General features: G+C 38.9%; 13 protein-coding genes and 1 other annotated feature (1 of these 14 only partly in view). All 13 genes read left to right on the top strand.

The window, feature by feature from the left end; all coding sequences use genetic code 11:
* Positions 1–55 (top strand) — a binding site (T-box leader) (it extends 190 nt beyond the left edge of the window).
* An 82-nt stretch (positions 56–137) separates the two neighbouring features.
* The gene (locus ACMX9J_RS18700) at positions 138–2,780 is read left to right on the top strand and encodes a valine--tRNA ligase (protein WP_416226090.1); all 2,643 of its coding nucleotides are present in this window, start codon (positions 138–140) and stop codon (positions 2,778–2,780) included.
* A gap of 96 nt (positions 2,781–2,876) precedes the next feature.
* Positions 2,877–4,175: a bifunctional folylpolyglutamate synthase/dihydrofolate synthase gene (locus ACMX9J_RS18705; protein ID WP_047749802.1), complete on the top strand. Its 1,299-nt coding sequence runs from the start codon at positions 2,877–2,879 to the stop codon at positions 4,173–4,175.
* A 156-nt stretch (positions 4,176–4,331) separates the two neighbouring features.
* Entirely contained in the window at positions 4,332–4,889 is a 558-nt protein-coding gene (locus ACMX9J_RS18710) for a DUF420 domain-containing protein (RefSeq protein ID WP_028411723.1), read from the top strand.
* A gap of 185 nt (positions 4,890–5,074) precedes the next feature.
* Positions 5,075–5,269: a hypothetical protein gene (locus ACMX9J_RS18715; RefSeq protein ID WP_047749803.1), complete on the top strand. Its 195-nt coding sequence runs from the start codon at positions 5,075–5,077 to the stop codon at positions 5,267–5,269.
* Positions 5,266–6,021, top strand: coding sequence for a prepilin peptidase (locus tag ACMX9J_RS18720; protein WP_047749804.1), 756 nt, complete (start codon positions 5,266–5,268; stop codon positions 6,019–6,021). Before ACMX9J_RS18715 ends, ACMX9J_RS18720 begins: the two co-directional genes overlap by 4 nt.
* Before the next feature lie 118 nt (positions 6,022–6,139).
* Positions 6,140–7,222 (top strand): SPOR domain-containing protein, encoded by a 1,083-nt coding sequence (locus ACMX9J_RS18725; protein WP_416226091.1) that lies wholly within the window; start codon positions 6,140–6,142, stop codon positions 7,220–7,222.
* Between the two features lie 111 nt (positions 7,223–7,333).
* Positions 7,334–7,903 carry a Maf family protein gene (locus ACMX9J_RS18730; RefSeq protein WP_033579650.1) on the top strand — a complete coding sequence of 190 codons (570 nt, stop codon included), beginning with the start codon at positions 7,334–7,336 and terminating at the stop codon, positions 7,901–7,903.
* 15 nt (positions 7,904–7,918) lie between these two features.
* The gene (gene radC, locus ACMX9J_RS18735; RefSeq protein WP_028411718.1) at positions 7,919–8,605 is read left to right on the top strand and encodes a RadC family protein; all 687 of its coding nucleotides are present in this window, start codon (positions 7,919–7,921) and stop codon (positions 8,603–8,605) included.
* Between the two features lie 229 nt (positions 8,606–8,834).
* Positions 8,835–9,860 carry a rod shape-determining protein gene (locus tag ACMX9J_RS18740; protein WP_013059345.1) on the top strand — a complete coding sequence of 342 codons (1,026 nt, stop codon included), beginning with the start codon at positions 8,835–8,837 and terminating at the stop codon, positions 9,858–9,860.
* 19 nt (positions 9,861–9,879) lie between these two features.
* Positions 9,880–10,761, top strand: a complete 882-nt coding sequence (mreC, locus tag ACMX9J_RS18745; protein WP_013059344.1) for a rod shape-determining protein MreC — start codon at positions 9,880–9,882, stop codon at positions 10,759–10,761.
* Positions 10,761–11,279: a rod shape-determining protein MreD gene (gene mreD / locus ACMX9J_RS18750; RefSeq protein WP_014458115.1), complete on the top strand. Its 519-nt coding sequence runs from the start codon at positions 10,761–10,763 to the stop codon at positions 11,277–11,279. Before mreC ends, mreD begins: the two co-directional genes overlap by 1 nt.
* A gap of 116 nt (positions 11,280–11,395) precedes the next feature.
* Positions 11,396–12,079, top strand: a complete 684-nt coding sequence (gene minC / locus ACMX9J_RS18755; RefSeq protein ID WP_028411717.1) for a septum site-determining protein MinC — start codon at positions 11,396–11,398, stop codon at positions 12,077–12,079.
* Between the two features lie 2 nt (positions 12,080–12,081).
* Positions 12,082–12,882: a septum site-determining protein MinD gene (gene minD / locus ACMX9J_RS18760; protein ID WP_013059341.1), complete on the top strand. Its 801-nt coding sequence runs from the start codon at positions 12,082–12,084 to the stop codon at positions 12,880–12,882.
* Positions 12,883–12,950: the final 68 nt, after the last annotated feature.

Below are 12,950 nucleotides of genomic sequence, written 5' to 3' on the forward strand. Positions count from 1 at the left end.
GGATACGTCTATAAAAAAAGGTGGTACCGCGAAATCAACTCCTTTCGTCCTTTTATTAGGAAAGGAGTTTTTTTATGTTTATAAAAGCTTTACACAGTTTCTAAAGACTGAAACTTTATATTATGGAGGTATACATTATGTCTGAAAAAGAAGTGACTCTTCCAACGAAGTATGATCCAAAAGCCGTTGAAGAAAATCGTTATCAGTATTGGTTAGACGGGAAGTTTTTTGAAGCAACAAATAACCCTGAAAAAGAGCCATATACAATTGTAATTCCACCCCCAAACGTAACGGGCAAGCTGCATTTAGGCCACGCTTGGGATACAACGTTACAAGACATCTTAACGCGTATGAAGCGCATGCAAGGCTATGACGTTTTATGGCTTCCCGGCATGGACCATGCGGGGATTGCAACGCAGGCAAAAGTAGAAGAAAAGCTTCGCAGCGAAGGGAAAAGCCGCTACGATCTAGGCCGCGAAAATTTTGTAGCCGAAACGTGGAAATGGAAAGAAGAATATGCAAGCTTTATTCGCCAGCAGTGGTCGAAGCTAGGACTTGGCTTAGACTATTCACGCGAGCGCTTCACGCTTGATGAAGGCCTTTCTAAAGCAGTGCGCGAAGTATTCGTAACGCTTTACAAAAAAGGGTTAATCTATCGCGGAGAATATATTATTAACTGGGATCCAGCTACAAAAACAGCTCTTTCAGACATCGAGGTTATTTACAAAGATGTACAAGGTGCGTTTTATCATATGCGCTATCCGTTGGCAGATGGTTCTGGACATATTGAAATCGCAACAACTCGTCCTGAAACAATGCTAGGAGATACGGCTGTAGCTGTTCACCCTGAAGATGATCGCTATAAGCACTTAATCGGCAAAAAGGTTGTCCTTCCGATTGTAGGTCGTGAAATTCCAATCGTAGGCGATGATTATGTAGATATGGAATTCGGTTCTGGTGCGGTAAAAATTACGCCTGCTCATGACCCGAACGATTTTGAAATTGGAAACCGTCATAATTTAGAGCGTATTTTAGTGATGAATCAAGACGGCACGATGAATGACAAAGCAGGTAAATATGAAGGAATGGATCGTTTTGCTTGCCGTAAGCAAATTGTTAAAGACCTTCAAGAAGACGGCGTATTGTTCAACATTGAAGACCACATGCATTCAGTAGGTCACAGTGAACGAAGCGGTGCCGTTGTTGAACCTTATTTATCAACTCAGTGGTTTGTAAAAATGCAGCCGTTAGCAGATAAAGCAGTAGATCTTCAAAAACAAGAAGAAAAAGTAAACTTTGTGCCTGATCGTTTTGAAAAGACATACTTACACTGGATGGAAAATATTCGCGACTGGTGTATTTCGCGTCAGCTTTGGTGGGGACATCGCATTCCAGCTTGGTATCATAAAGAAACTGGAGAAGTATACGTAGATCATGAGGCTCCAGCAGATATCGAAAACTGGGAACAGGATTCAGATGTATTAGACACATGGTTCAGTTCAGCGCTATGGCCGTTCTCAACAATGGGCTGGCCGGATGTGGATGCAGCTGATTTCAAACGCTACTACCCAACAAATGTGCTTGTAACGGGCTACGACATTATTTTCTTCTGGGTATCTCGTATGATTTTCCAAGGTCTTGAATTTACGGGTAAACGTCCGTTTGACGATGTACTTATTCACGGTCTTGTACGAGATGCTGAAGGTCGTAAGATGAGTAAATCACTTGGTAACGGCGTAGATCCAATGGAAGTAATTGAGAAATACGGTGCAGATTCTCTTCGCTATTTCTTATCTACAGGAAGCTCACCGGGACAAGATTTACGCTTCAGCTTTGAAAAAGTCGAAGCGACGTGGAACTTTGCAAATAAAATTTGGAATGCTTCTCGTTTTGCATTAATGAACATGGACGGCATCACATTTGAAGAGCTTGATTTATCAGGCGAAAAGTCAGTTGCGGATAAATGGATTTTAACGCGCTTAAATGAAACGATTGAGCACGTAACAAAATTAGCTGACAAATATGAATTTGGTGAAGTTGGACGCATTCTTTATAACTTTATTTGGGATGACTTCTGCGATTGGTACATTGAAATGGCTAAACTTCCTCTTTACGGAGAAGATGAAGCAGCTAAAAAGACCACTCGCTCAATTTTAGCTTATGTACTTGATAACACAATGCGACTTTTACATCCATTCATGCCGTTTATTACTGAAGAAATTTGGCAAAGCTTGCCGCATGAAGGTGAATCAATTACAGTAGCTAAATGGCCGGAAGTACGCGCTGAGCTTTCGGATAAAGAAGCTGCTAACGATATGCGTTTACTTGTAGATATTATCCGTGCTGTTCGTAACATTCGTGCTGAAGTGAACACGCCGATGAGCAAACAAGTAAAATTATTTATTAAAGCTAAAGATGAAAATATTCAAAGTCAGCTTGAAAAGAATCGTGCGTATGTAGAACGTTTCTGTAATCCAAGTGAGCTTGTGATTTCAACCGATGTTTCATTAGATGAAAAAGCGATGACTGCTGTTGTAACAGGCGCAGAATTAATTTTACCTCTTGAAGGTTTAATTAATATCGAAGAAGAAATCGCCCGTTTAGAAAAAGAATACGATAAGTTAAACAAAGAAGTAGAACGTGTACAAAAGAAATTAAACAACCAAGGTTTTATTGCAAAAGCGCCTGCTAAAGTAGTAGAAGAAGAGCGTGCAAAAGAGCAAGATTACGTTGAAAAACGTGAAGCTGTTGAGTCTCGTATTGCTGAATTACGCGGATAATCAATGGGTTAATAAACTAACAGAAAAAGCGTGGCTTGTATAGCGACGCTTTTTCTTTACATAATAATAGCGATGGAAAAGAAAGGTGAATAAAAGATGATAACGACATATGAAGAAGCGCTTGATTGGATTCATAACAGACTTCGCTTTGGAATCAAGCCGGGGTTAGAACGAATGGAATGGATGCTAGAGCAGCTTGATTTTCCGCAGCAAAATATAAATGCTATTCACGTTGCTGGAACGAATGGTAAAGGTTCTACTGTTTCGTATTTGCGAAATATGTTAGAAGAAGCAGGGTATAAAGTTGGAACGTTTACTTCCCCTTATATCGAAACATTTAATGAGCGGATTAGCGTGAATGGACAGCCTATTTCAAATGAAGCAATGACCGCTCTTGTTCAGGAAGTAAAGCCTGTAGTGGAGCGACTAGAACATACGGACTTAGGGTCAGCAACGGAATTTGAAGTGATTACAATCATGGCTTTTCTTTATTTCGGCTATCATGATTCAGTTGACTATGTTGTGTTTGAAACAGGTCTTGGGGGACGATATGATTCAACAAACGTTGTGAATCCTATGGTGAGTATTATTACAAACATTGGATTTGATCACATGGCGATACTAGGTGATACGGTAGAAGAAATTGCAGCAGAAAAAGCGGGGATTATTAAAAAAGAAGTCCCTATTATTACTGGTGCAGAGCAAGTAAAGGCGCTTGACGTCATTACAGAAGAGGCAAATTTGAAGCAGGCTTCGTTATTTGTGTTAGGAAAAGAATTTAAAATTGAAAACTATGAGCCCTTAGCAAATGGAGAAGGCTTTACGTTAAAAACGCCGTATGGTATATTTGAACACTTGCAATTAAATATGCTTGGCTATCATCAAGTTAAAAATGCAGCTTTGGCTGTGATGGCCGTTTGTTATTTAAAAGAAAAGAAAAAGCTTTCTATCTCCAATGAGCAAATGATAAAAGGGATTCAGCATACAAAGTGGAACGGCCGCTTTGAGATAGTAAATGAGCATCCTTTAACGATTATTGACGGGGCTCATAATGCAGAAGGCATTGATAGCTTGTTATCTACTTTACGCCTTCATTATGAAGATCGAAACATTCATTTAATCTTCAGCTGCTTAAATGATAAAAGCGCTGATCGAATGGTCCAAGAACTTGAAACAATCGCTGCAAGTATTACATTTACGTCGTTTGACTTTCCTCGTGCTCGCGCAGCTGGGGAGCTTTATGAGATGAGTACTCATCGTAATAAGCATATGGACGAGGAGTGGAAAAAAGCAATTGCTTACGTAAAGGAAAAGGCGACAGGTGAACAAGACATGGTCGTGATTACAGGGTCTCTGTATTTTATATCAGAAGTGCGGGCCTTTCTTCTCAAATGAGCAGAAGCAGCAAGTGAAATCTTGCTGCTTTTAACATAATGTAAGAAAGGGATACAAATAATAAGGAAGCACTAAGTTCAAAGTATTGTCACTTTCACCCCCTAGGTAAGTGATATATAATAAACATGTACATCACTAAATAAGGAGATTGTTAACATGAGTAAGAATAATGAAAAAATTGTACCGAAAAGTAATAAAAACTTTACCGGTATTATTCTTACCTTTTCAGTGATAGCGAATGTTATTATCTTACTGCTATTCTTTTCGAATATTGGCTATCAAGGAAAAGTAAGTTTTGATTTGACTATCTTTCCACGGTTAAATGCTATTTTGAATAGTTTTACGTTTATTTTTTTAGTTGCAGCGTTGATTTCAATCTTTAGAAAAAACATCAATGCTCATAGAGGGTTTATCTTAGCGGCATTCACTTCTACACTGCTCTTTTTAGTTTCATATTTAACGTTCCACTATATCTCAACGGAAACAGCTACGTTTGGTGGAGAAGGAATTGTTCGTCCCATTTACTTCTTTATTTTGATCACACACAGTTTCTTAGCAGCGATTATCGTTCCGCTGGCACTGTTTGCACTTGTGTGGGGCTGGACAATGCAAGTTGAAAAACATAAAAAAATTGTGCGATGGACAATGCCAATCTGGCTTTATGTAAGCCTTACAGGTGTAATTGTCTACTTATTTATGGCTCCTTACTATTAAAAAACGTCTGCTTTTGCAGACGTTTTTTTATGCTGTTTTTGTTTTTTAGTGGTATAATCCTTATTACCTATAAAAGGTGTGTTTTAAGGAAGGAGGCATACAGAATATGACTTTTATGGGTATTAAGATTCAGTTTATTAATGAAGGAGCTGTTTGATACTAATCAATAAAAGAGAGGTGTGGAAATGGATAAACTGTCAAAAGAGAATAAAGGACTTTCTCTCACGCAAGTGATCATACTGGTTATCGTAATAGGTCTTCTAGCAGCTTTTCTCATTCCATTTATTGGCAGTTATTTAAAAGGAAAAGATACATTGCCCCATTCAAAAGAAAATCTACAGTTAGTATTCTATACCCCTGGAATGGAAGGAGTCGTATGAGTATAATTTACCTTTATCTATTCGTTTCAGGTATCACTCTAGGTTCATTTTACAACGTAGCAGGCCTTAGAATTCCTCAGGGAAAATCTATTTTATCTCCAAGATCTCATTGTCCACACTGTTTATACGTTCTTTCTCCACAACAGTTAATCCCCGTAGTCTCCTACATTAAAAATGCAGGAAAATGTAGTATGTGTCGCAAAAAAATCTCCTTCATCTACCCGTTCGTAGAATTTTCGACAGGAAGTTTATTTGTATATGCTTTTTTTAAATTGAATATGACGTTAGAACTGATTGTCATATTAACTTTTGTTTCTTTTTTAACAATTATCGTTGTCTCAGATATAGCCTATATGATTGTCCCAAATAAGGTGCTGCTTTTCTTTTTGCCTATCTTTCTTCTTGAGCGTCTTTTCATTCCATTAACTTCGTGGAGTGATTCTTTAATGGGAGGAGGAATCGCATTTTTTCTCCTCTTTCTAATCGCATTTCTCAGCAGAGGAGGCCTTGGAGAAGGAGATATTAAATTGTATGGTTTGATTGGTATTGTGCTTGGAGTAAAGCTTGTTTTGCTATCACTTTTTTTAGCTATATTAATAGGCGGAACCGTTAGTATAGGAGCATTGTTAATGAAAAAGGCAAAGGTAGGTGTACCAATTCCTTTCGTTCCTTTTATTTTTATAGGGACAATCGCTGCTTATTTTCATGGAAACGAATTGATAGATTGGTATGTTAGCAACTATTTTTATTGAGCTTCAAGTCTTCGACAAAGTTAAAATTTCTGTAACTAAATAGCGAAAACCTTTTGTAACAAGACGACAAATGTCTTGTTATTTTTTTTTTCTTCTATGATAGCATGGAAAAAAGTGTATGTTTTATGTCGGTTTACCTCAGCTTACAACCGGTACTAAGACTACGTTAACTAAAGGCGGTGGGGCAGTGGACAAGCAGGAACGAAAAATTTCAATTAAAATCAATGGTCAATCTAAGGATGAGAAGGAAGAACAAGCGCCGGAAAAAGACGAATTTACGTGGGTTCTTCCGGAACCGGCATCCAAAGATTCTCATGTGGAAGAAAATAAAGTGGTGTTTATTGAAGATGTAAGAAATGAAAAGAAGAAAAAGCCGCGATTACATCCTAAAAATGTTTCGATTAAAACAGTAAACGGCGGTGTGATCAAACGAACAGCTGTGATTGTATTGCTAGCAGTCGGAATAGGCAGCGGCATTGGTATGGTTGGTGTGAAAATGATGACAGGAAGCGAACAGCCTGTAGGAAAAGCACAAACAAGTGAGCGAGCGAAAGAAGAAAAAGCTGCTCAAACAGCGTCTGCCACTGAAAGTGTTGGTAAAGCTGAAAAGAAAAGCGAACAGGAATCGAAGGATACGTCAGCTGCTGCTTCTACTTTAGACCCTTTTTCCTTTTACATTGTGCAAGCAGGTGCTTTTTCATCAAAAGCTGCTGCAAATAAAGCAATGGATAAATGGAAAGAAGAGAACGAAGCAGGCGAGATTTTTTCACCTAAAACCTATTCTCTTGTCGTTGGTGCTGCCACTGGAGAAGAAAAAGCAAAGGCACTTAGTAAAACGTATAAACAACAAGGTAAAGATGTATATGTAAAGTCTTATGAAATTAAGCCCACCAGCGAATTAGGGAAAAAAGATCAAACGGTTATAACAACAGCGCAGCCGTTTATGGCTAATCTCTTAGATCAATCTGTTAAAGCGATTGAGGGAGAGCGGGTAGCTGATATCAAATCTTTGAAAAAAGAGCTGACAAAAGTTCAGAAAGAAGCGTCAAATGAAGACATTAAAACCATGGTGAGCACCCTTCAAAAGGCTGCGGCTTCTCTTTCTTCATATGAAGACAATAAAAGCAGTAAAGACGCTTGGCTTGCTCAGGGATACGTGTTAAAAGCTCTTCAGCAATATGAAAGCCTTGTAACGTCTTAACAGGTGAGGTAGTGTAATGCTGCCTCACTTGTTTATTGTCATTTAGAGATGAAATTGCTAAAATAACGGTGTGTCCTTCTTTTTTAAAATCAAAATGCAAAGGTGAGATGTATGAAACAAACATTAATTTTAGCCTCAGGCTCTCCTCGTCGAAAAGAATTACTTCAGCAGCTTCACATTCCCTTTACCGTTCACGTTAGTACAATTGAAGAAATCGTCAATCCATCATACACTCCGTCCGAGGTAGTAATGGATTTAGCTAGGCAAAAAGCAGTGGACGTCGCTTCGCATTACAAAGAGGATATGGTCCTAGGCGCCGATACAGTTGTCGTATATGGCAATCGTATTTTAGGAAAGCCAAAAACGAAACAAGAAGCGATTGAAACACTTACGATGCTGTCAGGTCAAAAACATCAGGTGTTAACTGGAGTAGCGTTCGTATCAAATGCAAAAGTTCATACGTTTTATGAACAAACTGATGTAGAGTTTTGGCCGATTGAACAAGATGAAATCGTACAGTACGTAGAGTCAGGAGAGCCTATGGACAAGGCTGGTTCTTATGGAATTCAAGGTCTCGGTGCTGCGCTAGTTAAAAAAATTGAAGGAGACTATTTCTCCGTGGTGGGCTTGCCGCTCTCCCGAACAATACGTGAGCTAAAACAATACGGTTTCGTCTACTAAAAAGGAGTGACGAAATTGGATCAATCATTGCTAATTAAAGATTTTCCTCAAGATGAAAGACCTCGAGAGCGCCTTGTGGCAATGGGTGCTTCTAGTCTTTCTAACCACGAGCTTATTGCTATTTTGCTGCGCACCGGAACCAAAGATGAATCTGTTCTTCAGCTGTCCAATCGCATATTAACGCATTTTGAAGGTCTTCAACTTTTACAGCATGCATCGCTTGATGAAATGATGAATATTAAAGGTATCGGACCTGCAAAAGCGATTCAAATTATAGCGGCTATTGAAATAGGTAAGAGGATTGTACAGCGGAAATCTAGTGAGCGATATACCATTCATGGCCCTGAAGACGGAGCTAATTATGTGATGGAAGAAATGCGCGTGCTGTCCCAAGAGCATTTCGTCTGTTTATACCTCAACACGAAAAATCAAGTTCTCCACAAGCAAACCATTTTTATCGGAAGCCTCAATTCATCTATTGTCCATCCAAGAGAAGTATTTAAAGAAGCCTTTCGCCGTTCAGCTGCATCTCTTATTTGTATTCATAATCATCCCTCCGGCGACCCTACTCCCAGCAGAGAAGATATAGAGGTAACGAAGCGCTTAAAAGAGTGCGGATTTATCATAGGAATTGAATTGTTAGATCATTTAATTATCGGAGATCGAAAATATATTAGTTTAAAAGAAAAAGGATACATGTAAGGCTATGCTTTTTAAAATCCTTGGGTTATAATAGTAGTCATGATTTTAAATGACAAGTTCTTTACAATCATTCGTTATTAATAGACAAAGTATGACTTTTTATCATACAATATTTGGCGTTGACATCTATGAAAAAAGTATAGAAAATAAAAAATGTTACTTATGAAATGAAGAAATTGAATTATGGAATTTTTACCTTTGCATTTTGGTAAGAGAAAGGAAGAGACACATGTTTGGAATCGGTACTAGAGACCTTGGAATAGATTTGGGTACTGCAAATACGCTCGTTTATGTAAAAGGAAAAGGAATTGTTGTGCGTGAGCCGTCTGTTGTGGCTTTGCAAACTGATACAAAACAAATCGTTGCGGTAGGTAACGATGCAAAAAATATGATTGGTCGTACACCTGGGAACGTAGTAGCCCTTCGTCCAATGAAAGATGGAGTTATTGCAGATTACGAAACAACTGCGACGATGATGAAATATTACATCAATCAAGCTCAAAAAACAAAAAGTTTGTTTGCGGGTAAGCCGTATGTAATGGTTTGTGTACCTTCTGGCATTACAGCTGTTGAGAAGCGTGCCGTTATTGATGCGACTCGTCAGGCTGGCGCGCGTGATGCGTATACAATTGAAGAACCGTTTGCTGCAGCAATCGGCGCCAATCTACCGGTTTGGGAGCCAACGGGAAGTATGGTAGTAGATATTGGTGGAGGAACAACAGAAGTTGCGATTATTTCTTTAGGCGGAATCGTAACATGTCAGTCAATCCGTATCGCTGGGGACGAGATGGATGAAGCGATTATTCAATATATTCGCAAGAATTACAATTTAATGATCGGTGAGCGTACGTCAGAAGCATTAAAAGTAGAAGTCGGTTCTGCCGGAATTCCAGAAGGTATTGAAAACATGGAAATTCGCGGACGTGACTTACTAACAGGTCTACCGAAAACAATCGAAATTTCAGCAGAAGAAATTGCAGAAGCGCTAAAAGATACAGTGGCTTCTATTGTCGATTCAGTAAAAAGTACATTAGAAAAAACACCACCTGAACTTGCGGCAGATATTATGGATCGCGGTATTGTATTAACAGGCGGTGGCGCATTGCTACGTAATTTAGATAAAGTTATTAGTGAAGAAACAAATATGCCGGTTGTCATCGCAGAAGATCCGCTTGACTGTGTTGCAATTGGAACTGGTAAAGCGTTAGAACACATTGATTTATTTAAAAATCGTACAAGCGATTCATATCGCTAAATATTAAGAGGTGTAGATCGTGCCACAATTTTTCTTAAATAAACGTTTAGTTATTTTATTGGTCAGTATTATTGTATTAGTGGCATTGATTGGTTTTTCGTTAAATGGTCGTAAAAATGTAACGTGGCCTGAACAGTTTGTCAAAGATACGGTTGGTCTTGTTCAGGCTACCTTTAATGAACCCGCACAATTTGTAGCGGGTTTCTTTCAGAATGTAGGTGACTTAAAGCGTACATACGAAGAAAACGAGGTATTAAAAGCCCGTTTAGACGAACGCATGCAATTAGAAACGAAAGCCAACGCTTTGCAGCAAGAAAATAAAAAATTAAGAGCACAGCTCGACAAAAAAACGGATTTAAGTCAATACAATCCAATCGAAGCAACAGTTATTGCTCGTAATCCAGACCGTTGGCATGAGGTAATTGCCATTGATAAAGGGACGGTTCATAATGTACAGGAAAATATGGCTGTTATGACTCCTGAAGGGCTGATTGGTAAAGTGAAGCATGCATCTAAGTTCACATCTACTGTGCAGTTAATTAGTTCATCAGATCGTACAAACCGTGTATCTGCTAAAATTCAGGCTAAAAAAGAAGTGTTTGGTTTAATTGAAGGCTATGATGATAAAGAACAGGCGCTTGTTATGCGTCGTATTCCTTTTGATGCTGATATTAAAGAAAAGCAAAAAGTAGTAACGTCCGGTCTAGGACAAGAAGACGGCATTTTTCCTAGCAATCTTCCAATTGGCGTTATCACAAAAATTGAGCCTGATGAATATGGATTAACGAAAAAAGCTTATATCAAACCTGCTGCTGACTTGTATGACTTAGATAACGTAGTTGTAGCTAAAAGAAGTGCGCCCGCTGCTGAAGACGATTTAGGGGCGGAGGAGGCTAACTGATGAAGCGGTTTGTCCTTCCTATTCTCGTGCTTGTCGTTTTTATGTTTGAAAGTATCTTTGTTAATTTTGTCGCCATGGCATCACCATGGCGAGACTGGATTCTATCGCCTCACTTTGTTGTAGTGGTACTGGCTTTTATGGCAGTGTATTATCACCCAAAGCAAGCGATGCTATATGGGGTAATCCTTGGATTCATGTACGATATTGCCTTTACGGATGTCTTAGGAGTATACGCGCTTGGATTGCCGGCCGTATGCTATATCGTATCAAAACTAATGAAGATTTTTCAGCAAAATACGCTTATCGTAATCTGCATGTCGCTATTAGCTGTAGCCATTATTGAGTTTTATGTATATGGAATTAATAGCATTATTAATATATCCGATATGACCATTGGTCGCTTCTTGCAAGAGCGATTTTACGCAACCATCATTTTAAATGCCATATTTGCACTCATTTTTGCATTTCCGCTTCAAAGATGTTTTCAATATTTCGCTAAATTTATCGATGAACGCTGATCCGAAAATATATTACGCTTCTCGTTCGTGATGTGATAAAAATGCTGATTGAAGAAACGAAAAAAAGGAATTGAGTAAGTCTCTGTCGAAATTATATATTCGTTGAGGTGAGCGTCTTGAATAAACAAAAGCAACAAAATGTGACAATTAAAGGAACAAAAGATGGATTAACGTTGCATCTCAATGATACATGTTCATTTGCAGAGCTTTTGACGGAACTTAAGACGAAGCTTTTGACAAATAAGCATGGCGATGCCGATCAAATCGTCACAGTGTATGTCAAAATCGGAAATCGTTATTTAACTACAGAGCAGGAAACCGAATTGAAGGCGCTCATAGAAGAAAATCAGTATTTAGTAGTTAAACAAATTGATAGTAACGTTATTTTAAAGCAAGATGCAGTCCGAGTAAGAGAAGAAAGTGAATTAGTATCTGTTACAAAGGTAGTTCGTTCAGGACAGGTTCTCCATGTAGAAGGCGATTTGCTTCTAGTCGGAGACGTAAATCCCGGAGGAACCGTTGTAGCTGGAGGAAATTTATTTGTATTAGGTGCTTTAAAAGGGATTGCTCATGCAGGATATCGCGGCAATAAAAACGCCGTTATTGCTGCATCGTTAATGAAACCTTCACAGCTGCGCATTGCTGATATCATTACCCGATCAGAAGAAGAGCGCAGTGAGAAGGAAGAGAATATAATGGAATGTGCATACTTAGATGATAATGATCAAATGGTGATAGATCGCGTGCAAGCTTTACCGCATCTAAGACCGAATTTGACCAGGGTAGAAAGGAGAATTTGACAGTGGGAGAGGCTATTGTTGTTACGTCTGGTAAAGGTGGAGTTGGAAAAACAACGACATCAGCCAATTTAGGTACTGCTCTAGCATTAGCTGGAAAGCGCGTGTGTCTAGTAGACACTGATATCGGCTTACGCAACTTGGATGTTGTAATGGGGCTTGAAAATCGTATTATTTATGATCTTGTAGACGTGGTAGAAGGTCGATGCCAACCGCAAAAAGCCTTGATTAAGGACAAGCGTTTTGAATGTTTGTACTTACTTCCTGCTGCTCAAACGAGTGACAAAACAGCTGTTCAACCAGAACAAATGCGAGAGTTAGTTCTTCAGTTAAAGCAAGACTATGACTATGTGGTTATTGATTGCCCAGCTGGTATTGAACAAGGCTATAAGAATGCCGTAGCTGGCGCTGATAAGGCACTCGTTGTGACAACACCGGAAGTTTCAGCTGTTCGTGATGCTGACCGTATTATTGGATTATTGGAGCAAGAGGATATCGAATCTCCAAAACTTGTTATTAACCGAATCCGTAGTCATATGATGAAAAATGGAGACATGCTGGACGTGGAAGAAATTTCTCAGCTTCTGGCTGTTGATTTAATTGGAATCGTTGCTGACGATGAAAATGTTATTCGTGCTTCTAACAACGGTGAACCAATTGTCATGGATCCATCAAGCAAAGCATCAATTGCATATCGTAATATTGCAAGACGTATTCTAGGTGAAACGGTTCCTCTTCAATCGTTAGATGAAGAAGATAAGGGAATGTTTGCACGTATTAAACGATTCTTTGGTGTTCGTTCTTAAAAAGCTTCCGATAGAGGAAGCTTTTTTTATTTGTGTGATTTTGTAGAGTCAAGCTGTCATAAGCTCCA

This window comes from Priestia sp. RMT2NF4 (assembly GCF_047872835.1).
Classification (GTDB): domain Bacteria; phylum Bacillota; class Bacilli; order Bacillales; family Bacillaceae_H; genus Priestia; species Priestia zanthoxyli.